General features: G+C 46.1%; 17 protein-coding genes. 6 read left to right on the top strand and 11 right to left on the bottom strand.

Annotated elements, in window-relative coordinates:
• Positions 1 to 106 precede the first annotated feature (106 nt).
• Positions 107 to 1591, top strand: coding sequence for a sodium-dependent transporter (locus ACZ5XY_RS02105; RefSeq protein ID WP_464742532.1), 1485 nt, complete (start codon positions 107 to 109; stop codon positions 1589 to 1591).
• Positions 1592 to 1723: a methionine/alanine import family NSS transporter small subunit gene (locus ACZ5XY_RS02100; RefSeq protein ID WP_464742530.1), complete on the top strand. Its 132-nt coding sequence runs from the start codon at positions 1592 to 1594 to the stop codon at positions 1721 to 1723. It begins immediately after the preceding gene.
• Positions 1724 to 1820: 97 nt separating this feature from the next.
• Here the strand turns inward: ACZ5XY_RS02100 and tgt are convergent, their stop codons facing one another.
• Positions 1821 to 2972, bottom strand: a complete 1152-nt coding sequence (gene tgt / locus ACZ5XY_RS02095) for a tRNA guanosine(34) transglycosylase Tgt (protein WP_464742528.1) — start codon at positions 2970 to 2972, stop codon at positions 1821 to 1823.
• 180 nt (positions 2973 to 3152) lie between these two features.
• Complete coding sequence (asd, locus tag ACZ5XY_RS02090; RefSeq protein ID WP_464742526.1) at positions 3153 to 4286, bottom strand: aspartate-semialdehyde dehydrogenase; 1134 nt, start codon at positions 4284 to 4286, stop codon at positions 3153 to 3155.
• A gap of 355 nt (positions 4287 to 4641) precedes the next feature.
• Here asd and ACZ5XY_RS02085 point away from each other — a divergent pair, with 355 nt between their 5' ends.
• Complete coding sequence (locus ACZ5XY_RS02085) at positions 4642 to 5769, top strand: endonuclease/exonuclease/phosphatase family protein (protein ID WP_464742524.1); 1128 nt, start codon at positions 4642 to 4644, stop codon at positions 5767 to 5769.
• Positions 5770 to 6207: 438 nt separating this feature from the next.
• On the opposite strand, the gene ACZ5XY_RS02080 is transcribed toward ACZ5XY_RS02085, so the two are convergent.
• Positions 6208 to 7584, bottom strand: a complete 1377-nt coding sequence (locus tag ACZ5XY_RS02080; RefSeq protein ID WP_464742522.1) for a peptidylprolyl isomerase — start codon at positions 7582 to 7584, stop codon at positions 6208 to 6210.
• 117 nt (positions 7585 to 7701) lie between these two features.
• Positions 7702 to 10281, bottom strand: a complete 2580-nt coding sequence (locus ACZ5XY_RS02075; protein WP_464743688.1) for an LPS-assembly protein LptD — start codon at positions 10279 to 10281, stop codon at positions 7702 to 7704.
• Between the two features lie 773 nt (positions 10282 to 11054).
• Here ACZ5XY_RS02075 and ACZ5XY_RS02070 point away from each other — a divergent pair.
• Together ACZ5XY_RS02070 and murU are read left to right on the top strand one after the other, a co-directional pair.
• Complete coding sequence (locus ACZ5XY_RS02070) at positions 11055 to 12155, top strand: aminoglycoside phosphotransferase family protein (RefSeq protein WP_464742520.1); 1101 nt, start codon at positions 11055 to 11057, stop codon at positions 12153 to 12155.
• Positions 12156 to 12177: 22 nt separating this feature from the next.
• Entirely contained in the window at positions 12178 to 12897 is a 720-nt protein-coding gene (gene murU, locus ACZ5XY_RS02065) for an N-acetylmuramate alpha-1-phosphate uridylyltransferase MurU (protein ID WP_464742518.1), read from the top strand.
• An 88-nt stretch (positions 12898 to 12985) separates the two neighbouring features.
• On the opposite strand, the gene ACZ5XY_RS02060 is transcribed toward murU, so the two are convergent.
• The 7 genes from ACZ5XY_RS02060 to ACZ5XY_RS02030 form a co-directional block, all read right to left on the bottom strand.
• Positions 12986 to 13102: a DUF2474 domain-containing protein gene (locus ACZ5XY_RS02060; RefSeq protein WP_464742516.1), complete on the bottom strand. Its 117-nt coding sequence runs from the start codon at positions 13100 to 13102 to the stop codon at positions 12986 to 12988.
• Between the two features lie 23 nt (positions 13103 to 13125).
• Positions 13126 to 14142: a cytochrome d ubiquinol oxidase subunit II gene (gene cydB / locus ACZ5XY_RS02055; protein ID WP_464742514.1), complete on the bottom strand. Its 1017-nt coding sequence runs from the start codon at positions 14140 to 14142 to the stop codon at positions 13126 to 13128.
• A complete protein-coding gene (locus ACZ5XY_RS02050) occupies positions 14142 to 15644 on the bottom strand; it encodes a cytochrome ubiquinol oxidase subunit I (protein ID WP_464742512.1) in 1503 nt (500 codons plus the stop codon). Before ACZ5XY_RS02050 ends, cydB begins: the two co-directional genes overlap by 1 nt.
• A gap of 492 nt (positions 15645 to 16136) precedes the next feature.
• Entirely contained in the window at positions 16137 to 18572 is a 2436-nt protein-coding gene (locus ACZ5XY_RS02045) for an esterase/lipase family protein (protein ID WP_464742510.1), read from the bottom strand.
• 10 nt (positions 18573 to 18582) lie between these two features.
• Entirely contained in the window at positions 18583 to 19704 is a 1122-nt protein-coding gene (locus tag ACZ5XY_RS02040; RefSeq protein WP_464742508.1) for a tetratricopeptide repeat protein, read from the bottom strand.
• 215 nt (positions 19705 to 19919) lie between these two features.
• Positions 19920 to 20564 (bottom strand): 2-polyprenyl-3-methyl-6-methoxy-1,4-benzoquinone monooxygenase, encoded by a 645-nt coding sequence (coq7, locus tag ACZ5XY_RS02035; RefSeq protein WP_464742506.1) that lies wholly within the window; start codon positions 20562 to 20564, stop codon positions 19920 to 19922.
• A gap of 115 nt (positions 20565 to 20679) precedes the next feature.
• On the bottom strand, positions 20680 to 22017 hold the full coding sequence (locus tag ACZ5XY_RS02030) for an MFS transporter (protein ID WP_464742504.1): 1338 nt from the start codon (positions 22015 to 22017) through the stop codon (positions 20680 to 20682).
• A gap of 177 nt (positions 22018 to 22194) precedes the next feature.
• Between ACZ5XY_RS02030 and ACZ5XY_RS02025 the strand changes: the two genes are divergently transcribed.
• On the top strand, positions 22195 to 25317 hold the full coding sequence (locus tag ACZ5XY_RS02025; protein WP_464742502.1) for an autotransporter assembly complex protein TamA: 3123 nt from the start codon (positions 22195 to 22197) through the stop codon (positions 25315 to 25317).
• Positions 25318 to 25465 lie beyond the last annotated feature (148 nt).

Raw genomic sequence — 25465 nt, 5'->3', positions numbered from 1 at the left:
TTTCTTATTACCTAATTATGAATGTAAATTTGATTTCCGGTTTGCCCTGTTCCTCAAGTAACATTTTTAATTTTGTGTTTATTTACTTTGTTTTAAGGAGAGAGTTGTGGCAGAACCTAGAGAGAGTTGGTCTAGTCGCTCAGGATTTATTTTAGCGGCAGTAGGCTCAGCCATTGGTCTTGGCAACATTTGGCGTTTTCCTTATGTGGCTTATGACAATGGTGGGGGCGCGTTTGTTATTCCTTATTTGATTGCATTGATGACCGCCGGATTGCCCTTGCTGTTTTTAGATTACATTGTCGGTCAAAAATATCGTGGCGGGGCGCCGATAGCTTATCGGCGGATGATTAAATCCGCAGAGTCCATCGGTTGGTGGCAAGTGCTTGTCTGCTCCGTGGTGGCGATTTATTACGCCAGCGTGCTGAGCTGGGCGGGGAACTTTATGGTGTTCTCTTTCGGTCAGCAGTGGGGTCAAGACACCGAAGCGTTTTTCTTTAATACTTACTTGCAAAATGCCGATAGTCTGCAAGCGGCGTTTGTACCGCAGTTGTTTATTGGCTTGGTCATCGTTTGGGCATTGGCGCTGATTATTTTATACGGTGGCGTCAAAAAAGGCGTTGAGCTTGCCAACCGAATTTGTATCCCACTATTGGTTGTCATGTTTTGTCTGCTTGTTTTCCAATCGCTCAGACTGCCAGGGGCAGTTGATGGGTTAAATGCCTTTTTTACCCCCAATTGGGGCGCGATGACCAATCCTAAAGTTTGGCTTGCCGCTTATGGTCATATCTTTTTCTCACTGTCCATTGGCTTTGGTATCATGCTGACCTTTGCATCTTATTTAAAACCTAATGCCAACTTGACGGCATCGGGGTTGGTGGTTGGCTTTGCCAACTCGTCGTTTGAGCTGCTTGCCGGAATCGGTGTTTTTGCGGCGTTAGGATTTATGGCGCAAGCAACAGGCGTTCCGATTGCTGAGGTGGTGGGAAGTGGTATTGGTCTTGCGTTTATTGCCTTTCCAAAGCTGATTTCAAGCTTGGGCAGCAGCGGCGACCTTGTAGGATTTTTGTTTTTTGGCTCGCTGGTGATTGCTGGCATCACCTCGATTATTAGTATTTTAGAAGTTCCGATTGCGGCGTTTAGAGATAAATTCGGCTGGTCGCGGAATAAAGCCGTGACCATCATTGGCGGCAGCTGCGCGCTGATTTCGATTGTATTATTTTCCACCAAAAACGCCATTACTTTTGTTGATATTATTGACAACTTTGCGAACAATATCGGCATCGTGGTTGGGGCGCTATTGTCCATCGTTTGGATTACTTGGTTTAATCGCTCGGTTATTCCGGCACTTATTGAGCATGTCAATCGCATCTCAAGCATTAAACTTGGCAAAACTTGGGTGTTTATGTTGACCGTCGTCACCCCCATATCCTTATTGATTGCTTTGGTATTGACTTTAAAATCCTTGCTAACAGAAGGTTACGGGGATTATCCGATGCTCACTCAGCTGATTTTTGGTTGGGGAATCGTGGTGATTTTTGCGATTGGCGCATTATTATTAACTGCCCTTAAAGGTCGAGGCGAGGAGGTTTAAATGAATTCATCAGCAATGGTATTGATGGCGGTAGCAATCATCTTGGTTTGGGGCGGTTTAGCACTGGCAATCATTCATTTAATGAAGCACCCCGATTTACCTCTTGAAAAACTGCCCGAAGAGTTGCCTTAACTTTATAAAGCTTAATTCATAAAAAAGGCTTAATTTGATTAAGCCTTTTTTAATTGCTAACAGTAAAAATTTTCAATTTAGCTTTTAAAGCAATTCGCTAGCGTAAATTCAATTCTGGAACGTCTTGACCGCGCCTTTCATAAAAGTCGCTGACAAACTCATCAAAGCGGTCATTGTCAATCGCCTCACGAATTGCTGCCATTAAGCGCTGATAGTAGCGCAGGTTGTGAATGGTGGCGAGTTGCGCCCCAAGCATTTCCTTGCATTTATTCAGATGGTATAAATAAGCTCGGCTAAAGTTTTGGCAGGTGTAGCAGTCGCAATAAGGGTCAAGCGGGGTTTCATCCAAGCGGTATTGGCTGTTGCGAATACGAACGATGCCGCCGTTGTCGATGTTTCCAGTGACGAAATAATGACCGTTGCGAGCGTTTCGGGTCGGCATGACGCAATCAAACATATCCACACCGCGGCGAACGGCCTCAACGATGTCCTCAGGCTTGCCAACGCCCATCAGATAGCGCGGCTTGTCACTTGGCATGTCATCGGGGATGTAATCTAACACATCAATCATTTCTTCTTTAGGCTCCCCAACTGACAGCCCGCCAATGGCATAACCATCAAAGCCAATCTCAAGCAAGCCCTCAAGCGACTGCTGACGCAAATCAGGGTACATGCTGCCTTGAATAATGCCAAATAGCGCGTTGTTACTTTCTAAGCGCTGATGCTCATCCAAGCAGCGTTTGCCCCAACGCAGCGACAATTCAAGCGATTTTTTCGCCTCACTATGGGTGGCAGGATAGGGCGTACATTCATCAAACTGCATGACGATGTCAGAATTTAAACTGTATTGAATTTGCATGGATTTTTCAGGCGATAAAAACACCTTTGCGCCATCAATCGGCGATTTAAAATGAACACCGTCTTCGGTAATTTTACGCATGGCACCAAGGCTGAAGACTTGAAAGCCGCCAGAATCGGTCAAAATCGGTTTATCCCAATGAATAAAGTCGTGCAAACCGCCAAATTTATCAATCACTTCCGTTCCTGGTCGCAGCCACAAATGAAAGGTATTGCCAAGGATAATCTCTGCGCCAATCTCATGGATGTCGCGCGGCAGCATACCTTTGACCGTACCATACGTGCCAACCGGCATAAAAGCAGGGGTTTGAACGTCGCCGTGATTTAAGTGAACTGTACCACGGCGCGCTCGCGTGTCACCGCTTGCCGTTTTATGAAGGGTAAATTGCATATCAACATCGCTATCTTTTAAAAATAAGCTGAATTATAGCACCGCTTGCCGTGCGATGGTATTTACCGCTTGGTCAACAGGCAGTGGCAACAAAAAAGACAGCTTAATGCTGCCTTTTTGAATACGGTTTTGCCAATAAGTTTTTACGCCCAATAAAGCGAAAATACTATACTAAAAAAACTACGCTTGCTGCTCGCGGATGATGTTGAGCATCCGGCGAAGCGGTTCAGCCGCGCCCCAAAGCAGTTGGTCGCCAACCGTAAACGCGCCCAGATATTCGCCGCCCATGTTGAGCTTCCGCAAGCGACCAAGCGCCACGGTAAGCGTTCCGGTGACCGCAACTGGGGTTAAACGGTTCATGGCAGCGTCTTTGGTGTCTTCAACCACATCAAGCCACTGGTTGCCGCTATTTTTAAGCGCGTCTTCGATTTCCTCTAAAGGAATGTCTTTGTTAAGCTTGATGGTCAGGCCTTGAGCGTGACAGCGCATTGCGCCAATGCGAACGCAAAGCCCGTCGATGGCGATTTGGCTGTTTTCATCGTTGCCCAAGATTTTGTTGGTTTCAACGCCGCCTTTCCACTCTTCGCGCGATTGCTTGTTGTCAAGCTGCGAGTCGATGTAAGGGATGAGGCTTCCGGCTAGCGGCACGCCAAAATACTGTTTTGGAAAATCATCCAAGCGCTGAGTTTGCGCGATTTTTTTGTCAATTTCCAAAATGGCGCTGGCAGGATTGGCAAGCTCCTCGGCAACGGCATCACGAAGTACGCCCATGCCATTGATGAGCTCGCGCATATTGTTCGCGCCCGAGCCACTGGCAGCTTGATAGGTCATGGCGCTGACCCACTCAACCCAGCCTTTATTGAACAACTCACCGATTGCCATCAGCATCAGTGACACCGTGCAGTTGCCGCCGATAAAGTCTTTTTTACCGTTTTTTAGCGCTTCATCGATGACGTTTTTATTCACAGGGTCAAGGATAATGATGCTGTCGTCCGCCATGCGTAGGGTGCTTGCTGCATCAATCCAATAGCCATTCCAACCGCTATCGCGAAGGGGCTTGTGGACGTCTGTTGTGTAGTCGCCGCCTTGGCAGGTGATAATCACGTCGCAATCACTCAGCGCTTTAATGTCATAAGCATCTTTTAGCGTTCCCGTGTCGATGCCATCAAAGCTTGGCGCTGTGCCACCGGCATTACTGGTCGAAAAAAATACCGGCGTGATTCCTGCAAAGTCATTTTCTTCGCGCATCCGCTCGATAAGAACCGAGCCGACCATGCCGCGCCAGCCGACCAAGCCTACTTTCAAATTGCTCATGACGTGTTGTCCTTAATTTACCCAGAAGTATTGCCATCTCAACCGATTACAATGCCGTGAAAGCGCCTAAATTGCAAGCCATTTTCACGCCATTTGAGTCAATTTTAATCAATAATGGCTTAATTCCGAAAAACTTTTGGTTATTAAATTTTGGTTATTAAAAGAATGCGCTGCTAATGGCGCTCATAATAAGCTGACAATGGGCAATAAAGTAATGTGGTTAAAAAACCGCTTAGCGCAACTGCGGATGACTTTAACTAAACTGGGCTTGATTAGAAAAAAGGTTTCAGCATAAATTTCTAAATTATAATAAACAAAAATTACTCAGCTTTAATTTTTACTTATAAGGCAATCTATGGATACAGAGCTTATCGCAATTATCTTAGAGGTCATGTCAGGCGGCATCATTTTTGTGACCGTTTGGGGGTTATTGCCACTTGATTTTTGGTGGATTCGCGGCGTTGATTTCCCAAGGCTACAGATTTTATGGTTGGGTGCCGCAAGCCTAATTGGCATGGTGGCAGTTGCTTTTTGGCAAGACGTTACATTTTGGCACTGGCTGCTACTTGCCGCGTTGGTGGCAGCATTGGCATTTCAGCTTAAAATGGTGCTGCCATACACGCGGATTTGGCAAAAAGAGGTAAAAAGCGCAAAAAATGGCAGGGATAATCGCCATCGACTTCGCATTATGGTGTCGAACGTGTTAACGTCTAATGTCAACAAACAAGCACTGATTGATTTGGTCACCGAGCAGCATCCTGATATTTTACTAACGCTTGAAACTGATAAAGTTTGGGAAAATGCGCTATCGGTGATTGAGCCGGACTTTCCATTTAGCGTTAAAGTGCCGCTGGATAACTTATACGGCATGCATTTGTATTCAAAATTTAAGCTGATTGACCCTCAAGTGAAGTTTTTAATTATTGATGATATTCCCTCCATTCACACCCAAATTAGACTTAACAATGGTCAAACCGTTTGGCTATATTGCCTGCATCCTATGCCGCCAAGCCCAACGGAGGCTGCCAAATCTACCACCCGCGATGCTGAATTGCTGATGGTTGGGCGACATATTAAGTCGCAAAATCAAATAGCAATTTTAGCCGGCGACTTAAATGATGTGGCGTGGTCCAAAACCACACGCCGATTTCAGCGCATCTCAGGGCTGCTTGACCCGCGAATAGGTCGTGATTTTGTCAATACCTTTCACGCCAAATATCCATTTTTGCGCTGGGCACTTGACCATATTTTTCACAGTCCGTGCTTTACTTTGGTTGAAATTAAGCGCCTGCCAAGCATCGGCTCTGACCATTTTCCGGTGATGACGGTGCTACAATTTGAACCCGAATCAATTTGTGCTCAAGAGCAAAACGCCGAAAAAGCAACTATTGATGACTTTTATGCCGCTGAGGAAAAAATTTGTGCGGGAAAAAAAGAGGGTGTCGCCGTATCTTGCGAGCATCAACAAGAAAAGTCGGATTAAGGTCAGCCATATCGTTACAAATTCTGCGAACTATTGTCTTGTAAGCAAAAGCTTACAATAATTAGGGTTTTTAGCGTCTAGCTGATATCAATCACCTGTTATAAAATATCCATTATCAGCACAAGGATAAGCAAGGATGCAGTGTTGAGGCATGGATTTTAACATAGCTCAGCCCGCTATCTTAAAATCCGTATTGCGACTTAGGATAAGTCCGCAGGGAAGTGATAATAATAATAACAAAAAGATGCGCCCAAGCCCCGAACCCATCGCCCTAGGTTCGGGGTTTTTTCTTGTGATTAAGTTGTTGATTTTAAGTTGATTATTCAATTAACTTAATGAGTTGGTGCCCTGTATGGCGACTAAAAGATTTTTTATTCCGCAAAAAAAAGATGACTGCCATCAGTCATCTTTTTCATCTAGTTAACTGGTCGTTAAAAGCTAGTCAATGATTTGAATATAAGCTGCCGCTCGCAATTCTTGCAGCCAGTCTTCTTTGGCTTGGGGCGCTAGGCGCTGAAAAAGAGCTTGGCGGGCAAGGTTTCGACGGTATTGGGTGGTGGCGTCAAAATCGCGTGTGCCTTCAACCTTTAAGATATGCCAACCAAATTGCGATTTAAATGGCGCTGAAAAGTCATCGGCGGGTGTTTTTTTCATGACGGCTTCAAAGGGGGCGACCATATCGCCTTCGTTGACCCATTCCAAATCGCCGCCGCGACCGGCAGAACCGGCATCATCAGAGTAGGTCGAAGCAAGCGCAGCAAAATCAGCGCCGCGGCGCAATTGCTCGTAGATGTCATTGATTTTTTGTTCGGCTAAAGCGTCCGATTGCAACTCATCAACATTTACCAAAATATGACGGGTATGCCACTGCGGGATGATGACTTTGTCGCTTGATTTTTTGTCCGCAAGCTTGATGATGTCAATGCCTTCAGGGGTAATCAGCGGAGCGCTGACCGCGCCGACATTAAGCTTAACGATTTCATCGGCAAGCTCGGTTGGTAAAGCAGAAGCTTTGTGGTAGCCCATGTTACCGCCTTGAATTTCGAGCGGATAGCGACCTTGAGTGCTTTTAATAATTTCATTAACATCGGCGTTTGGCATTTGTAGGCGTTGACGAACCTCTTCAGCCACGCGCATCGCCTCATCACGTTGAGCAGTCGATAGGCGGTTATAATCATCAATATAAGGCACGCGAATATGAATGGTTTGATACTCGCTTTGGCTTAAGCGTTTTGCTTCAGGGGAGGCTAAAAACGCATCAATATCCTGCTCTGAAATGCGAACTCGGCTGTTGATTTGGCGCTGCTGCAAGGCTTGAATCGCCGCATCTTCAATCAACTGCGCTCGAAATGCCGCATAGCCACTCGGCTGCTGACGGTCAAGGGCTTGCTGCAATTCGCTTAAGCTTGATAAGCCTTGAGACTGTGCAACTTGAGTCAAGCGCTCGTTAATCGCCGCCTCATCGGGGCGTAGTCCTGCCCGATTGATAAAGGACAATTGCAACTCGCGCAAAATCAGGGCGTTTAATACTTCTGATTGCAGTTGCGGCGAGTTGGCAATCGGTTGTCCTGCCGCCTGTGCTCGCGCTTGAGTTTGGGCGATGGCAGCCATCAAATCGCTTTTTAAAATAACATTATCATTGACCATGGCAATGACGCCATCCGCGCTGGTTGCGGCACTTAAGCGGCTGGTTGCTTGATTGTTTGCGCTTGTCGTTGCTGCTTTTGATTTAACCGTAGCTGCCTGCGCTGAGCTGAATAACGCGGCGCTAACCAAGGCGGCAAGAATAGCCTTTGAAGGTGAAAAAACGTTCATGATGCTCCTCATCAATGTCATCGCATCGGATGGTCATTCAAAAATTTCTAAATATCTCAAAAGTAACTCTGAGCGGTTACAAAAATTGTGATTACTTAACGTTAAAAAGTTAAGCGCTTAATCTTTCCAAGCCGATTGAACTGGCTCAAATCCTAAGACTTTTTCGGATAACAGTTTAGTCAAGCGACTGCTGCCGCTGCCCAGACCGTTGAGCCGAACTTCCGCCATAATGGCTTGGGTCGGCTCATCGCTGGTGTTTAAATCGTTGTAGTAGCGCCTGCCATAAACGGCAAAGCCAAAGCAGCAGTCCTCATAATCAACGCCAACTAAGGCATCAAGCATTTTGTTCTCGCGGTAGTCATATTGACCTTGAGCCAGCACCCGCCAGTTGTTATTTATCGGAAAAATCGTTGAGCCGGTAAGCGCCGTTAATGGTAATTGATTGGTGTTGTCATCAAGCTTACGTTTGACAAATCCCACGTTAAATAAGCTGTTTTCAGTTGGCTGATAGCGAAGCTCAGTGGTAAAAAAGTTTAAATCATAGCGGTGATTCAGCGCGCCGCTGACATCCAACCAAACATTATTATAAGGCTGAGCACTTGCCGACCAGACCATTCCTGATGAGGAGGCATCAAACACCGACTTATCGTCATCTAAGGTCACGCGACCTTGATCGAGATAAAACTGTTCTGCAATACTAGCATCCAAACGTGTCACGCCCGTTGCGTCGATGTAACGATAGTTAATTCCGGGGGTGATAGCGTGCAAGTCCTGCAGGCGGTCATGACCTAAAAACCAACTGTCCGAAAACAGCTGTTCGTAGTTGATTGACGCAATCCGCGTGTTAAAGTTAGGAATGTCGTTTTGGTCTTTATACGGCGAATAGGTATATTTTAAGCGCGGGCTCAGCAGCTGATAGCCCCCTAATGAGTCGTCAAATTTGCCAAATGGTGACCCTGAGCGGTAAAAATGCAATCCGGCATCAATGCTGGCTTGGGGCACAAACACCGATTGACTGCCATCTTGTTTGGTTAAATCGTTATCTTCAAGGCTGTCTTTGTCATAAGAGGTATAAAGGTGCTGCAGGCTCAGCTTTGGATTGACATAGCCCCAAGCGGACTCAATGGGGTAAGCCGCGCTGATTTTATTATAAAGGCGGACGCCACTTTTTTCGGCTTCTGAGCCATCGTCAATCGACTTTTTAAAATACGCTGAATCGCTCACGCCGGTGATATCAAATCCTGTTAACCATGGCAATCGATAATTTAATTGCAGCTGCGGCAGTCTTGAGTAGGGCTTATCCTTGTCTTGTAGCGGCTCACCGTTATTGATAATGGCGTTCAATGTCTGAAAAGTTTCGACTTTTAATTCGCCATCAACAAAATCATTATAGTAATTCACGCGGGCGCGGCGCGGCAAATTGAGCGTATTTTTGGACAGCCCAAGGGTATCAAAATCGTTTAAATAATCGGCATCCGACACATAGCTGTATTTAGCATCGCCACTGAGCCTTGGAATGTTTTTTGAGGCCCAATAGTGGTCAAAAAATAAGCTGCTGCGGTCTTCGTCGTTATATTTACGGTCGCTTGGCAAGTAGGAGCCGTTGATAATCCCTTCACCAAAATCATCGGTCAAATAACGAAACTCGCCTGACAGCATCGGGTTGCGATTGGTATAAATGTGAGTATTAAAGGTGGCGTCATAGTTTGGCGCAAGGTTGAGGTAGTAGGGAATATCCACCTCAAGACCGCTTTCACTACTGATACTGGCGCTTGGCAGCAAAAAGCCACTGGTGCGCCGACTGTCAATGGGGAAATTAAAATATGGCAGATAAAATACCGGAACGTCTAAAATACGAAAAGTGGTATCGTAAGCTTTTCCGCGACCCGTTTCGGTATCTAAATCAATGCCTTTTGCCTCAAGCTGCCACTTTCTATCTGTCGGCGGACAAGTGCTGAACATCACCTCATCAAGCTCATACTGGGTATCACTTGGGTGATTTAAGCGCTTAGCATAGCCGTGAGCTTGCAAGGGGACGCTTGCAAACGCGACCCCATAAGCGGTCGATTGTCCCGACTCGGTACTATAAGCTAAGCTGTCAGCGACGCCAATCAAGCCGCCTTGACTGGCTTTTTCGCTGATATTAAGCTTGCCATCTTTAAATTGTGCCAAATCGCCCGTCACTTGATTGCCAATCGCTTTGTCGGTAAACAGCACTTTGCCTTGGGCGCTAGCAACACCGGTGGTCAAATCTAAAATGACCTTGTCCGCTGCGATTTGGTTGCTGCCTTGATTGATGACCACGTTTCCGGCAAGCTCGGCGTAATCGACGTTGTCATAGTAGCCATAATCGGATTCAGTAAAAATCGGCGCTTGGCTATTGGCACCGGTTGCGGTGTTCATGCTGCCCACTTGACCGCCGGCTTCTGCAACGGCGCGCTGATAGTTGGGGTTCGGCTGCGGATAAACCCATTGACCCTCGCAGCGCTCGGAGGTGTCAACATTTCGGCGCAGTAGGGTTAAATTATTGCCAAGCTTGGGCAGCACTTTTGCGCCGTTTTGAGTGACTTGCGGCGCCGTATTTTCTGCCGCTTTGGGCTTTAATTCATAAAATTCAGCAAGCCGTGCTAAGCTTTCTTGAATGCTTTCATCGCTGACATTAAGGCGCTGGTTGTCACGGTCAGGGCCAGCCGCCATGTTTTGTTCAGCGCGTGAAGGTTTGGGCACAGTGGGATGATTATTTAAAGCCGGCGTGGCGTTGGCGACCGCGTTTTCAGAGTCTTCAGCGTTATCAGCGCTATCAGCGTTGTCAGCGTTGTCAGCGGCAAAATCGTTGCCGGCTGCGCTAATATTATTAGCATCATTAATCGCCGTTACCGAAACAGGCGTGACGGCGCGCTCATGCCAATCATCGTTTGCAGCGGCGTCATTTTGCGTAATCTGATTGGCTAAAGCGCGATTAGCAACACTTCGGCTGTTTTTATAGGAAATCGTTTGCGATGTGCTGTTGCCAAATTTTTGATTGCTCAAATCAGCGGATTTTGGCGCGGGCAGTTCTTGATCACCGTTTGGGGTTGCCGCTTGAGCACTCAAAGCCACTGCCGCAAGCGAGCCAAATAAAACCAAGCGAATGCTTTGATAAAGCCGAGAATATAACAAGGTCACACCTATGAGGCAAAGGCAAAAAGTCGTGATGACAACAATCTTGCGTCAATTTACATATCTTGACGACTTATCATAGTCAAAAAAAAGCAAATCAGCTACACTATTGAGCACTTTTTTATCGCAGTTTTAAGTCAGACTATCGGTATTTTACGTGAAATATCAATACGGCGCTTAATAGCAAAGCTGACCATCATGCGTTAAAAGGTGAGCTATTTTAACAAGAATTTTTGAAAATTATCATTATTTTGGTCGTTCGTTAGTAATTGCGCTGACCGATATTCCGATTGACTTTTTGTGATGCCGTTATGACCCAACCTTTATCCTTAAATACTTCTTTAAACGACAACAACGCGCTTGATTCGGCATTGCTGACATGGCTTGAGTCGGTGTTTGCTGACACCGACTTTAGCGTTCAAAGCCTTGCAGGGGACGCAAGCTCCCGCCGATATCACCGTTTAAGCAGTGATGGTATCAGCTACATTGTCATGGACTCCTCAGCGGATAAAGAAGCCATGGCGCAATTTGTCAACGTTGCTGAATTGATGAGCGCAAAAATTCACGTACCAAAACTGATTGCCAAAGACTTGCCGCAAGGGTTTTTGGTATTGGAAGATTTTGGTGCGGTGGAGTTTGCTCATTTATTGGTTGATGCCAACGACCAAGCCATCGATGGCTATTATCAATGGGCGATGGCGGCGCTGATTGAGCTGCAAAAAATCCCTGTTAAGACTGCAAAAGAAAAGCATCAAATTCCTGATTATGATGCCAAGCTGTTAAATCGCGAGATGGATTTATTTAGCGATTGGCTGCTGCCATATTTGGGCGTAACGATCGCGCCCGCGCTTTGGCAATCGCTGAAGTCAGAACTGATTGCCGCGATTAGCGCTCAGCCGCAAGTTATCGTTCACCGTGATTATCACAGCCGCAATTTGATGCAAAACCAAAATGATAAAACCAGCCTTGGAGTCATTGATTTTCAAGATGCGGTCATTGGCGCTTATACTTATGATTTGGTGTCACTGGTTCGCGATGCCTATATCGATTTTCCTGAAAGTTGGGTGCAAAAATGGATGGCTGATTTTTGGCAAAAGCTTATTGATAACCATATGCCAACCACCAAAACCGCTGCTGAGTTTGAAACCCAAGTCAACATCATGGGCGTTCAGCGCCATTTAAAGGTGCTGGGTATTTTTGTCCGATTGTCCGAGCGCGATGGCAAAGACCGCTATTTGGCAGATATGCCAAAGGTGATGCGTGATTTGGTGATTGAGCTTGATTATTTGCAAAAAGCAGATTTGAATTATCAGGGCAATAGTCAATTGCAATCGGTGATTTCTGACTTTTCAGAGTGGCTGCAATCACAAATTTTACCCATTTTTCAGCAAAAATTTAGTGACTTAAAATAATAATAAAGTAGGAGGTAGCATTATGAGCATCACCCAAGCGATGATTTTGGCGGCAGGAAAGGGCACACGATTGCGACCGCTAACCGATACCACGCCAAAGCCGCTCGTTGAGGTAGCTGGTCAGCCGCTGATTGTTTGGCATATCAAAGCGTTAAAAGCCGCTGGCATCACTGACATTACCATCAACGCCTCTTGGCTTGCTGACAAGCTTGTAAGCGCGCTTGGTGATGGTGAAAAATTTGGCGTCAACTTAACGTGGTCAGTCGAAGATGAGCCGCTTGAAACGGCGGGCGGGATTTTTCAAGCGCTGCAATCAGGGGCATTAAAAGACGAGCCGTTTATTTTGGTGAATTCTGATGTTTGGACGACTTATGATTTTGCCAACTTAACCGATTATCAATTGCGCCCCGACCAAAAAGCGCATTTGCTATTAATTGACAACCCAACTCACAATCATGGCGGCGATTTTGCCTTAAATAATGGCTTGGTCAGCGAGCAGCTGATTGCAGGCGGCGATAAATTTACCTTTTCAGGCATCAGCGTCATGTCGCCAAAAATCGTTGCTGGCTTGGTTCATGGTCAAGCCGCGCCCCTTGCGCCGCTGCTGCGAAAAGCAATGATTAAGTTTCAGGTGTCAGGGAGCATCATCAAAGACAACTGGATTGACGTTGGCACGCCTGAGCGCTTAGCAGAAGTGAATGACTTTGTTCAGAGCAAAAATCCTGAGCATCAAGGTCGCTAAATTCTTATTAATTTTTTTCTTAATAAAAAAATCGCTGAAGCTAAGTTTCAGCGATTTTTTGTTTTTAACCTTAAAAAAGATTAAAGCTTTAAACGCCCATTGCCCATTTAATAATTTGCGCAATGCTAAAAATGGTCAAAAACCCTGCCAAATAAAGCCCGATAAACCAAGCCCATTGTGACTGTTTTTTTGATAACCGTTTCATAATCACCTCGTTTAATTTAACAATTAATACATGTGCTCATGGTCCGTTTTACCTTTAAACGTATAGTACGCATAACCGGTATAGCTTAAAATAATCGGTAGCATAATTGCCGCGCCAATGAGCATAAACGATAGCGAAGTATCTGCCGCTGCTGCTTCATGAAGGGTCATTTGATAAGGCACAATGTGCGGGAACACCGCAAAGCAAACGCCAATATAACCCATCAAAAATAGCGCCACGGTCAGTAAAAAGGGTCGGTATTCGCGCTCGGTGGACAAGTCTTTGCGCATAAGAAAAAACAGCACGACCACAATAATCGGCATCGGTGCAAGGTACAAAATCCCCGGCAAGCTAAACCAACCTTCAAGCGCATCGATGTCTGAAAAATACATAAATACCGTAACCACCACCATCGCAAGCACCAAGGCGATAAGCAGCCAGTTAGACACTTTGCGCGCCCAAACTTGCAATTTGTGCTCGGTTTTAATAATCAGCCACGTTGAGCCTAACAGCGCATAACCGATGATGAGCGAAATTCCGCAAACAATGGAAAAGGTGCTGAGCCAATCAAAAGGACCGCCGGTATAAAGCCGGTTACTGGCTTCTAACCCTTGAACCAATGCCCCAAGCATCACCCCTTGGAAAAATGCGGCAACCACCGAGCCTGCAAAAAAGAAAAAGTCCCAAACGTAGCGTTTTGAGGATGCCTTAAAGCGAAACTCAAACGCCACCCCGCGCATGATTAAACCAAACAGCATAAAAATCACGGGCAAATAAAGCCCCGTCATAATGATGCCGTAAGCCACCGGAAACGCGGCAAACAAGCCGCCGCCACCTAAAACCAGCCAAGTTTCATTGCCATCCCAAAATGGGGCGATGGAGTTCATCATTCGGCTTCGGTTTTTGTCAGAACCGGCAAAGGGAAATAAAATACCACAGCCCAAATCAAAACCATCAAGCAGCACATAAACAAAGACAGCAAGGGCAATCAGACCGCCCCAAATCAGCGGCAAATCTAGCACATCACCAAAGTTAAACATTAGCGTAATCCTCCATCGTCCACATCTTCAGCAGGCGCGTCCAAATCGCCGGCGTGCTGCTCGGTTTTTTCGCCGGCGCTTTGGTCGCCGCTGAGCGTTCGACCTTGACCTTCGGTTACTGAATGCTCATAGAAGTTATCCTCACTTGGGTCGTCATAGGGTTTTGGACCTTGACCAATCAGCCGCAAAATGTAAAACGTCCCTGCACCAAAGACAAAAGCATAAACCACAATAAAGCCAATCAGCGTCGTTGCCACTTGCTGAGCGGCAAGTGGTGACATACTTTCTGCCGTTCGAATCACCCCATAAACCGTGTAGGGCTGCCGACCGGTTTCGGTGACAAACCAACCCGATAACAGCGCAATAAAGCCCATCGGCATCATCATCATCCAAGCTCGATGAAACCAAACGCTGTCTTTATCAAACTGCTGCTTTTTAAAGTATTTATAAACGCTAAATAGCCCCACCATCACCATCAACAGCCCGATGCCAACCATAATCCGAAATGCCCAAAATACGATAATTACTGGCGGTTGGTCTTCAGGCGCCCAATTTTTAAGCCCCTTAACTTCTTTATCAAAAGAGTGGGTTAAAATCAGCCCCGACACATAAGGAATGGCAACTTCATATTTGTTGGTTTGGTTTTTTTGGTCAGGAATGGCAAACAGCCGTAAAGCTGCTCCTGTTTCATCTTCCCAAATGCCCTCCATCGCAGCAACTTTAGCAGGCTGATGCTCAAGCGTATTTAAGCCATGTTCATCCCCAATCAACACTTGCGCTGGCGCAATAAATATCGCCATCACCATCGCCATACCAAGCATCACGCGACCGTGAGCGCGGTGCTCGCTGTGGCGTTTGGACTGCAAATAATAAGCACCAACGCCACCAACCACAAACGCCGTCGACAAAAATGCTGCCGTAATCATGTGCGCGTAGCGATATGGAAATGATGGGTTAAAAATGACTTTGAGCCAATCAGTTGGGTATAAAAGACCATCCGCGCCGACCATAAAGCCTTGCGGCGTTTGCATAAAGCTGTTGGCGGATAAAATCCAAAATCCAGAAATCAGCGTTCCCACCGCCACAATCGCCGTTGACGCAAAGTGCATCCGCTTACTAACCCGACCCCAACCAAACAGCATAATTCCCAAAAATGACGCTTCAAGGAAAAACGCGGTTAGCACCTCATAAGCAAGTAAGGGTCCTAACACGTTGCCAGCGCGGTCGGAGAACACCGCCCAGTTGGTACCAAATTGATACGACATCACCACGCCGGACACCACGCCCATACCAAACACCACAGCAAAGATTTTGACCCAGTGCTTATAAACTTCGGCATAAATGGGTTTGCCAGTTTTGAGCCAACGAAACTCAAGCACCGTCAGCCAACTGGCAAGACCAATAGAAAAAGCGGGGAAGACAATATGAAAAGAGATGACAAACGCAAACTGAATCCGTGCCAAAATTAACGCATCAAGCTGGCTAATCACTGTTGCAAACATAAAAAGCTACCTTTAATTGTAAGCTTGGTCAAAATATCAGTAAGCAATCGTTTTGACTAAAGCATTATCAGGTTTGGTCAAGGCAGCCGCACTAGGCAGAATTTAAGGCAAAGTTTATAAAATGTTATTAAACTCGCCTTTTTGTATGGATAGTGTTAAGTTAAGTTAAATTACATAATTTATAAATTGATAGCGCGCTTGTAATCCTAACTTTTTAAGAAAAATATTAAGCTGACCCTGAACCGATATGGCATATAGTATGCGCCCATTGGTATTACGGTGCAAGTAACTGTAAAACACTGAAACAAACTTTAAAGTCAGTATTTAGCATTGAAAAAATAACGCTGAATTTAAGTATAATTATTTAGAAAATCTTCTTAATTCAATGATAAAACTGTGGAGTTTTGCAGAAAAAACAGTTAGTGGAAATCCAATAGCGCAGATAAAAAAATGCCAATAAAAAAGCCCTGAAAATTAGGGCTGATTTTAATATTAAGGTTTGTTTTTTAATTGCTCATGCAAAATTCGCCGCAGCGTTAAGATGGTTTGCGGATTGGATTGAATGCTATGACCCCCTGAAATGACCGTTTCGCTTGCTGCGCCCTGCAAATGCGCGCTGTTATACGGGACAATGCCATCGGATAAGCGGTCGGTTAACGCTTGGCTTAAGCGATTGTCCACGGTGACCGCGGCAATTAACGGCTCACTGGGTAGTTTTTTCAGCGTTTCGGTCTTATCCACCTCTTTGTCAGCTTTTGACAAATCAAGCTTTGCGCCTTCTGGCTGAAGCTGAGCGATGCCTTGAGTCAAGTCCGAATCATTACTGGCAATGATGGAGTGGTAAGTAACGCCTTTATCAATGCTCACATCGCGGGTCAGTTTGATAAATGAGGATTTATCGCTTAATTGACTTGCGCCATTTTGCAAATACAGCGCCCCTAAAGGATTTTGCGCCAAGTCGCCTTGAGTGGCAATGGCAGCTAGATTGTCCGTTACTGTTTTGATGAGGTTAAGCGGCAGATAAATGATGCGCCGAAGCGCCCGCGTAAACCATCTATCGGCGTAATCTGTCCCTTGAAACGGTGCGGATAAAAATACGGCAGTATCGACTTGCGGTAACGGCGTCAGCTCAAAGCGCTTGCCAAGCTCCTCACAGCTAAAGGCGGTCTTTAGCAGGGTATTGATTTGCCGTTTGTTGGCGTTGGTCAGCGCGTCGCTGTCTTGCAACTCATCAAAGCGCTGCGCCAAATTGTCATTAGACAGCATCAAGCGGGCAATCACCGCGCCCATACTGTGACTGATGATGACGCTGTTTTTACTTGATGGCTGATTGCCGCTTGGGTCAGTTTTTTTATAAGCGGCGGTTAACAACTTTTGGATTTGGTAGCGGTTTTCTAAAATCGGCAAATTGGTCGGGTAAAACACTTGCCAAACTTGGTAATGGTCGCGCAAGATTTCATCATTAAAAATGTCATTGGTCAAATTGACCCAAGCCGCAGGACTTGAGGCTAACCCGTGAAGCATGATGATAACGCGTTTGCTTGGGTCATAAGGCTCAAGCATAAACAGCTTGGGCAGGCTGGCTTCTTGCTGGCGGGTCAGTAGGTTTAAATAGCCCACACTATCAAGCTGGTTTTCAGCCAACCAAAGCCCATAACTTGCCGAAAAGTTGGCAGATAAGGGATAATCTTCACCTAAAATATGAACGCTGTCAGTGCGATACGGGTTATAAAGATGAATGTCCAAATCATTACTGGCAAGCACATCAAGGACGCTGTCGCCTTTCGGCTGAATCAATCCTGTCATCAGTAAATGACCGGTGGGATAAATTCGCGCGGCAGGGTCTTCATCACTATGGCTTGATTTGCTGAGTTTCCCTGAAAGCGTTGACACCAAAAGCTGGCGAATGGTGGTGGTGTAGCGGTCATCTAAGGATGCCACCAGACTTACCCCAAGACCGGGGCGTTTGCTGATGGAGTTGAGCCCTGACAGCCTAAGCTCATACGCAGAAATCAAATCGCTTAGCGCTGAGGTTTGCTTTTGGGCATTTTGCAAATAGTTGCTTTCGTTGGGCAAAAAAACATTGAGGTTATAGTGGTCTGAGGCAAGCGTCATTACCTTAATTTGCTTTGTTGGGTCACTAAATGGGGCAGGGGCGTTAGCGATTAAATCAGCGCTGGTGGTCATGGTCGTTGGCAAATAATTGACCGTAAAACTGGTGCTATCCCCAAATTGATAATGGGGATTGGCGTTTTCTTTATAAAGCCTTGTGATGATGTCGTTGCTTGCGGCGTTATAAATGTCTTGAGTTTGAATGTCAAGCTCAGTGGGTAGTCTTGAATTGTGGCGTTTTTCTAAGACTGAATGAGCGCTCTTAGTTTCAAAATCATGCTCAAGGCTGTCATAAAATAAAAAGGTATAACTAGTTTTAATGGCATCAATGAGCCTTGATTGATAATCAAGCAAACATAGTTGTGAGCTTTGCTGCAACTCCTCAGCTTCTTTGTCGCTAGGTTTGGCATTGGCAAAGTAGGGGTCAATCGGCGGTCTTGCCAACACCGATTGGCAGTCGCGACTTTCCATAAGGCTGCGCGCTTTGGCGTAGTGCAGCTCGGCAAAGACGGCTAGCGCTTGCCGGTAGCGGTCAGTGAGTAGGCTGTCGGACAGTTGCGCTTGGCACAAATCAAAATGCTTAAGGCAAGCTTGCTCATTGAGTCCTGCCGATAAGAGCGCCGATGCGGTATGACTGCTAAGTTTATTGTCAGTGACAATGTTGCCGCGCTGAGCGGTAATGGTTTTGGCTGTAGGCTGTTTGTTGACTTTGATTGTGCTGCAAGCCGATAGTGTAAATATCAGCGTACAAGCAACAATAGGCGCTCTTAAAATAAGAGCGCCTTTTTGAACCATCAATCGATTAAAAATTTGCATCAAAGTAAGCTTATAGCTTTAAATTAATGCCAGGGGCAGGCAAGTCCCAAATGTAGTATTTACCTTCCTCAATCAATTGAATTTGTTTTGGAATTTGGGTGTTTTCAGGATGCTGCTGCTGCAAACGTTGTAGTCGCTCTAGGGCTTGTGATTTTTTATCGCTTAACAAGTCAGATTGAGCAAGGCTTTGTTCAGCTTCTAAGTAGCCAAGTTTAACGGCGCGATCAAGGTATTTTTGACCTTCTTTAAAGCCGCCACCTTCTGAGAGCATCATGCCATATAAAAAGTTAGCCTCAGCGCTGTCTGGCTTAAGCTTAATGGCGCGGTCAACATATTGACCACCACGAACCGCGTAGTCTGAGCCTAAGTCTAAGTTGCGACCCATACCATTTAATTTTGCCGCCCGAAGGAGCACTTCATAAGACGCGTCCGGCTTTTTGGCATAAGGCTCAATCCAATCGGTGAATACTTTAATTTTTTCGCGGGCATAATAGCGCTGAGTACGGTTTGGGAAATTTGGTGGATAATGGCGCGCGTTTGGTGACACTTGCTTAATAAAGTCATCAAGAAGACTGACGTCAATTTTATCGGTGCCAAGTCCTGTTTTTTGTGGGATCAAGACTGTCTGCACAAAGCTGATGTTTGAAACACTAAGCTTTGGCGCAGGGATTCCGGCAAGCTGACCGCCGCTAATGTCAACCCCTGTCGTCGTCATTGGCGCGGGTTGATAAACTCGAACTTCCGTTTGAATTTCAGGCTCCTTGACTGGAGGAGTTGTGGCTTGGATGGGGCGCGGCGCTTGAGTTAACAGGGTTGGGGTTGCGACAACGGGCGGCTTGGCTAAAGTTGTTGCCGGAGCTTCATATAAAGAAATATGAAGATTGGCAGCTGTATTTTGCTCTTGGCGCTCGTCAACCTCGCTTGAAGCCTCTGGCGTCGCAACAGGCGCAGGACTTGAGGCGGCTCGGCGAATGACGCGTTGACTTGAATCAACCGCGGAGGGCACGGCACTGGCATCCGTGGTATCAGCCGCCATACTGGGAGCGGAAAAGGCAATCGCGCAAGCTGCCGCAAGGGCACTGATCGTCAGCGACTTTTGATTTGCAAAAGAGGGTTGGGAGTGAACATTCATAAATATAACAACCTTAAATCGGGTTTAGTAATCAAGGGGGTTGCCGCAATAAAAATAAGTCACGGCAAACAAAAACAATCAACGCTTCACGGATTATTCAACAATAAACCAAGTCCGTCTGGTCTGTTGTGATGGCGCATCGCCTTACCGTAGCAAATATTATGCGGTGCTGTATAGCCCTTAAGTGGCAACCTTGTGAATTTTCTGCTAAAAAATTATAAATGATAAGCGGTCGCTTTCATACCGTTTGCCATCCAACGCATCGCAAAGCGCACCGGCAACGCGAGCGCTGAGCCGCCGTTGTCTAAAGCAAGCTGCCGATGGTGCAACTCCTCAATATCCATCTGCGCCAAAATCTCTTTGGAGCGAGTGTCTTGCGGTGGCAGCTGTTTGATGTGGTCTTGCAAGTGCTCACTGACTTGGGCTTCGGTTTCAGCAACAAAGCCCAAGCTAAACTCATTAGAAATCGCCCCTGCTATTGCCCCAAGCCCAAACGACATCCCATACCAAAGCGGGGTAAAAATACTGGGGTGACTGCCAAGCTCAGAAAGCCTTGTTTCGCACCATACCAAATGGTCAACTTCCTCGTCCGCAGAGTGCTGCATGGCTTGCTTGACCGCATCATTTTTAGCGCTAAATGCCTGACCGTGATACAGCCCTTGAGCGCAAACCTCACCGGTATGATTAATCCGCATCAGCCCTGCCACGTGCCGCGACTCTTTGATACTTAAGCTTGGTAATTTAGTGCTTGTGACCGGAAGCGGTCGCGTTGATGGGTTGGAGTTTGGCACCACCGCCCGCAGCGCTTTGTCAACGCTAAGCAATAACTCATCAACTTTGGTCAAAGATCGTACGCTCATTGCAAGCTCCTGCTCATATTTTTTAAAAAGTCCAAACGATTATAACCACTTTTTTATCATGGTTTTATTTTAATATCACTTTTTAGGGTTAACACCAAACGGTCTTTTATATCAGCTATATCAGCGTCTCATGAGTTTGAATCACCGCCGCTTTGATATGATGATGCAGTTTTTTAAGCAAAAACAGCCCAAAAATAATATTAATCACTCCGGTGACCAAAAACAATTGCGGCAAATCAAGGTGAATCATATTAAGAATAACAATAGCAAAAATCGCCGAGCCGACCATAAAAATGGCGTTAAAGATGTTATTAGCGCCAACGATGCGCGCGCGATGACTGACAGGCGCGTAAGCTTGCATGGCGGCATAAAGCGGCACGATATACAGCCCGCCGCTAAAGCCTAATAAAAATAAATCGGCAAATACCCGAATGCTGCCGCGTTCTGACATCAGCTGACCAATTCCTAAAAGAGGGCTTTCGTTCGTCATTGTAGCGCTAATGTTGAGCGCTGATAATGAAAAATACAAATCAATAGCAAACAGACTCAATCCGGCAATACCAAAGGGCAATAGCTTAAGGCTCACTTGGTTTTTGGTCAAACTTTTACAAAGCAGCGAGCCAATCGACACCCCAACTGAAAACAGCGTTAGTAAAAAAATCACCACCGACTCATCACCGAACAAAATGACCTTGCTAAATTCAGGCGTTTGCGTCAAAAATGTCGCCCCATAAAACCAAAACCAACTGTTGCCTAAAATAATAAAAAACAAAAACGGCAGGGAATATAAATAGCGAACCGTGGCAAAGCTTGTGGTAAAGATGTTCCAATTAATTGTTAAATCGGGCTGCATGGCGGGCATATTAGGAATAAAGCGCGACGCAAAATAGCCAAGCGCTGCCATAGCAAGGACGGCAACGCTAATCCAGTAGAGCGGATTTGCAAGCTGCGTGAGCAGCCCTGCCACAATCATCCCAAGCAAAATGGCAAGCGAGGTTCCCATTTGAAACAAGCCATTGGCGCCAACCAGTTCGTCCTCTTTCATGGCTTGCGGCAAATAAGCGTACTTAATGGGACCAAAAAAGGTAGATTGCGTTCCCATCAAAAATAGCGCCACAAACAGCAAGCTGTAAATTTCAAATACAAAGCCGACAGCGGCAAGTACCATGATGACAATTTCAAGCAGCTTGACCAATCGCGTCAGCTTGGATTTTTCAAATTTGTCGGCAAACTGACCGGCTAAGGCTGAAAATAAAAAATACGGCAAAATAAACAGCATCGCTGCCAAGTTATTTAAGATACTGACCGCCACCCCAAGCTGACTGGCTGCGGTATAGGTGAGCACCAAAATCAGTGCCTGCTTGAAGACATTGTCATTAAACGCCCCTAAAAACTGGGTAAAAAACATCGAACTAAAGCGGCGGCGTTTAAATAACGCAAACTGATTTGCCATAACAACTCCTAAAAACAGGCGGCAAGATAAAAATGAACCATTAAAAACCAGTAACACAATTAGTGTCGGCAAACGCTATGATTTAAAAGTGATGTCAGTTATGATTTGTAAGCTTAATTTTTATGCCCTTAAAACGCTGGGGCGCTGATTTCGAGAAACCACAGGAAGTATGACATCATGAGCGGCAACCTAAAAGCCCCCAATCGCCCAAATCGCGCCTGCACGCCCAATTTTTCTCAATCAGCGCTTGCCGCGGCTATTGCAGGGCTAACGCTTGGGCTAAGTAGCGCCCCAACGATGGCAGCAGTCAGCACCGCGCCTGCGTCAAGCACATCAGCAAACAAATCACCGCCGCTGCCCGCAACCATTGATGACGACTCAGATAGTAAGCTTTGGCAGCAAGCCAAAGAGGCTCAGCGTCAAGGCTATCAAACCTTAACCCCTGAGCAAATTGAGCGCGAAATTGCCAACAGTCAAAATTTCCATCCGAAAAATCAGCTTAACAATGGCTTTGACAAACCCATTGCAACCCTTGATAGCTCTACGCCGCCACAAGGTTTTGACCGCAGTTTAGATGCAACCGCGTTGCCGGCACCGACCAATTTAGAAACCTTAGGCATTACTAATGACAGCAAAACGGCTGAGGTCATGTCAAGACCTATTAAAGTCAGTGACGCCGTCAGCAGCGGTCAGGCTGATTTAGCAACCAGTGTTACAGAAAGTGCCAATCCAAATGCTGCCTTAAAACAGCAAAATAACGCTGCTGCACCCAGCAACAAAAGCTCCGCCAGTGAATTGACCGCGCAAATCCAGTCAGGGCAATTGCCGCAATCGGCAGACAATCAAAACCTAGAGTCGCTAAACCCCGATGACTATTTGCCCGACTATCAAGCTGATGATAAAACGCAAGCGGTGAGCGACAGCATTGAACAAGCGGCAAAGCCTAAACCGCGAGCGCGAAAAAAAGTAAGTCTGGTCAAGCGCTTATACAATCGGTTTTTTAATGACGGTTATATGGCGCTGCCCCATGTTGAAACGACCGTTTATTTCCAATCCAATAAAGCTGGTGATTCAAATCGGCTGATCAAAGCCGACGACAGCTTACAACCGATTAAAAATATTAAGGCTGCCCTTGATGACATCACTGTGCAATCGGTAGCTGATTTTACTGCGGCTTTGCCACGGCTTCGGCAAACCGCCCTTGATGCGGCACGCGCCGTGGGTTATTACGACGTCACCATGCGGCTGCGCCAATCCAGTGCGGACACCGTTGATGTGATTATTGAAAAACTTGGCGAACCGGTAAAGGTTGAGGACAATCCGGTTTACGAAGTTCGCGGTGAGGGGGCAACCCAAGCTGAATTTATTAAGCTGCAACAAGAGCTGTTGCCAAAGGCCGGCGAAATATTTGATCACGGCGTTTATAAAAATAGCAAAGCGGCGCTTGAAAGCTTAAGTAGCACTTATGGTTATTTTGACCAAGAGTGGTTAAATAAGTCGGTAGATATTATCTTGCCGGACAATGTGGCAGACATTTTAGTGGTTTATGATACCGGTAAACGCTACGCCTTTGATGATGTCGTATTTTATACCTACGATAAAGAAAACCACAAGCTGACCGCTGACCCTGAAAAACTGCCGGTTGATTTAAATCTGCTGCGAAAACTGGTTGCGTTTCGTGAAAACGACCCATTTTATCGCCCAAGCGTTACCAAGTTAAGCAATGATTTATCAGCAACGCGCTACTTTAACACCGTCAACGTCGAAACCATCTTGCCACCTGATGAGCGCAGTAAAGCCACCACTTTAGCTTTTGACAACAGCACAACCGCAGACAGTAGTGATGGTGATAATTCAGACAATATTGATGCCAACAACTTGGTTGCCAGTAATGATATTGACGTCAACGACCGCCGCAGCCAAGCCCTGCCCAGTGAACTTTCTGAGAACCAAGTGGCGGAAAATAGTGGCGATCGGGTTAATGCCGCAGACATTACGCCCATTAACTTCGAAGTTGATGAGGCTACCCATGACAAACTGCTTGCGGTTAAACAAAAAGCCAATCGTTTAAGCAATCTGCCTAATGACCGCGTTTTGGATGAAAAAAAGCGTCAAAGCAACAGCATTTTGGGCAAAATCAGCGATTCTGTCAGCAGCATTGCTAAAAAAATCTTCCCCGATGATGAGCCTTTAAGCCCAAATGACAACTTCGTGCCGCCAAAACTTGCCGACAAAAAGACCCCTGAACAGGTTTTTGCTGATAAAAAAGTCCCCCTTTATGTCTTCGTTTCTGCTGACAAGCCGCGGGATGCCCAAGTGGGGATTGGTTATGGTACGGATACGGGGGTTCGAGCGACCGCCAAAATTGATTACAACTTAATCAATAAACAAGGCTATCAAGCTGGCGCTGAGGCGGCGTTGTCACGAATCAATAAAAGTGCCGCCATCTATGGCAGCCGACCACTATCGCATCCTTTAAATGATAAGCTTGAAGCTAAAGTGACTTATGAAGAAGAGCTGATCGACCAAGGCGAGGGCAACTTTGACTTATCAACCAAAACGCTCAAAGCTGCCCTTGCGCGAAATATGCACAAAGACAGCGGTTGGGACCGTAGTTATTTTGTGCGTTACCGCCTAGATGAGCTTGAAACTGGCGTCGATGATGCTGAGCTTAAAGATTTGCCCATCCGCTTTACCTCCTCAAAGCCGCGCCAGCAAGCGCTACTGTTAGGCTATGGCATGAGCAAAACCACCGCTGACAGTGCCACCAACCCCACGCGCGGTTATCGGCAGTATTATGGCATTGAGGCGGGGTCAAAAAGCGTGGCGAGTGATACGGACTTGGCAATTTTGCATGCCGGCTTAAGCGGAATTTATACCTTTGGTGAGGACAAAAAGCACCAAGTGCTCGGTCGCTTGGAGTCCGGCTATATTTGGGCAGATGATTTTTATGATGTGCCTTACAAATTGCGCTTTTTTGCCGGCGGCGATCAAAGTATCCGTGGTTATGACTACAACAGCCTGTCGCCCATTGAAAAGGGTTATTTAACCGGCGGTCAAATTTTGGCAGTTGGTAGCGCTGAGTATAACTATGAGTTTAAACCGGGCTTTCGCGGGGCTGTTTTTACGGACGTTGGTAATGCCTATGATAAAAACTTTGAAACAGAAACGAAAGTTGGCGTTGGTGTTGGTATCCGTTGGGCATCCCCCATTGGGGTGGTTCGCGCCGATATTGCCGCAGGCGTGAGCGAAGATGACATTCCAATTCGCTTACACTTTTTTATCGGCTCGCCGCTTTAATATTTTGTAACGAAAAATTAAGTAAATAAAAAGGGCGGATTAAGATTTGTTTATAGGAAGTTTTACGTTATCATCATCAAACTATTAAAACATCACACTTTTTTTGATGTTGGTTGTTGAACCTCAGTAACGCCCATTATTTTGGGCG

The sequence above is a fragment of the Psychrobacter sp. GTC18467 genome, assembly GCF_055397455.1.
This window is presented reverse-complemented; position numbering and strand designations above follow the sequence as displayed.

Coding starts and splice junctions, on each gene's coding strand:
- ACZ5XY_RS02100 (WP_464742530.1), top strand. CDS start 1,592: ATGAATTCATCAGCAATGGTATTGATGGCGGTAGCAATCATCTTGGTT.
- tgt (WP_464742528.1), bottom strand. CDS start 2,972: ATGCAATTTACCCTTCATAAAACGGCAAGCGGTGACACGCGAGCGCGC.
- asd (WP_464742526.1), bottom strand. CDS start 4,286: ATGAGCAATTTGAAAGTAGGCTTGGTCGGCTGGCGCGGCATGGTCGGC.
- ACZ5XY_RS02085 (WP_464742524.1), top strand. CDS start 4,642: ATGGATACAGAGCTTATCGCAATTATCTTAGAGGTCATGTCAGGCGGC.
- ACZ5XY_RS02080 (WP_464742522.1), bottom strand. CDS start 7,584: ATGAACGTTTTTTCACCTTCAAAGGCTATTCTTGCCGCCTTGGTTAGC.
- ACZ5XY_RS02075 (WP_464743688.1), bottom strand. CDS start 10,281: ATGGCGGCTGGCCCTGACCGTGACAACCAGCGCCTTAATGTCAGCGAT.
- ACZ5XY_RS02070 (WP_464742520.1), top strand. CDS start 11,055: ATGACCCAACCTTTATCCTTAAATACTTCTTTAAACGACAACAACGCG.
- murU (WP_464742518.1), top strand. CDS start 12,178: ATGAGCATCACCCAAGCGATGATTTTGGCGGCAGGAAAGGGCACACGA.
- ACZ5XY_RS02060 (WP_464742516.1), bottom strand. CDS start 13,102: ATGAAACGGTTATCAAAAAAACAGTCACAATGGGCTTGGTTTATCGGG.
- cydB (WP_464742514.1), bottom strand. CDS start 14,142: ATGTTTAACTTTGGTGATGTGCTAGATTTGCCGCTGATTTGGGGCGGT.
- ACZ5XY_RS02050 (WP_464742512.1), bottom strand. CDS start 15,644: ATGTTTGCAACAGTGATTAGCCAGCTTGATGCGTTAATTTTGGCACGG.
- ACZ5XY_RS02045 (WP_464742510.1), bottom strand. CDS start 18,572: ATGCAAATTTTTAATCGATTGATGGTTCAAAAAGGCGCTCTTATTTTA.
- ACZ5XY_RS02040 (WP_464742508.1), bottom strand. CDS start 19,704: ATGAATGTTCACTCCCAACCCTCTTTTGCAAATCAAAAGTCGCTGACG.
- coq7 (WP_464742506.1), bottom strand. CDS start 20,564: ATGAGCGTACGATCTTTGACCAAAGTTGATGAGTTATTGCTTAGCGTT.
- ACZ5XY_RS02030 (WP_464742504.1), bottom strand. CDS start 22,017: ATGGCAAATCAGTTTGCGTTATTTAAACGCCGCCGCTTTAGTTCGATG.
- ACZ5XY_RS02025 (WP_464742502.1), top strand. CDS start 22,195: ATGAGCGGCAACCTAAAAGCCCCCAATCGCCCAAATCGCGCCTGCACG.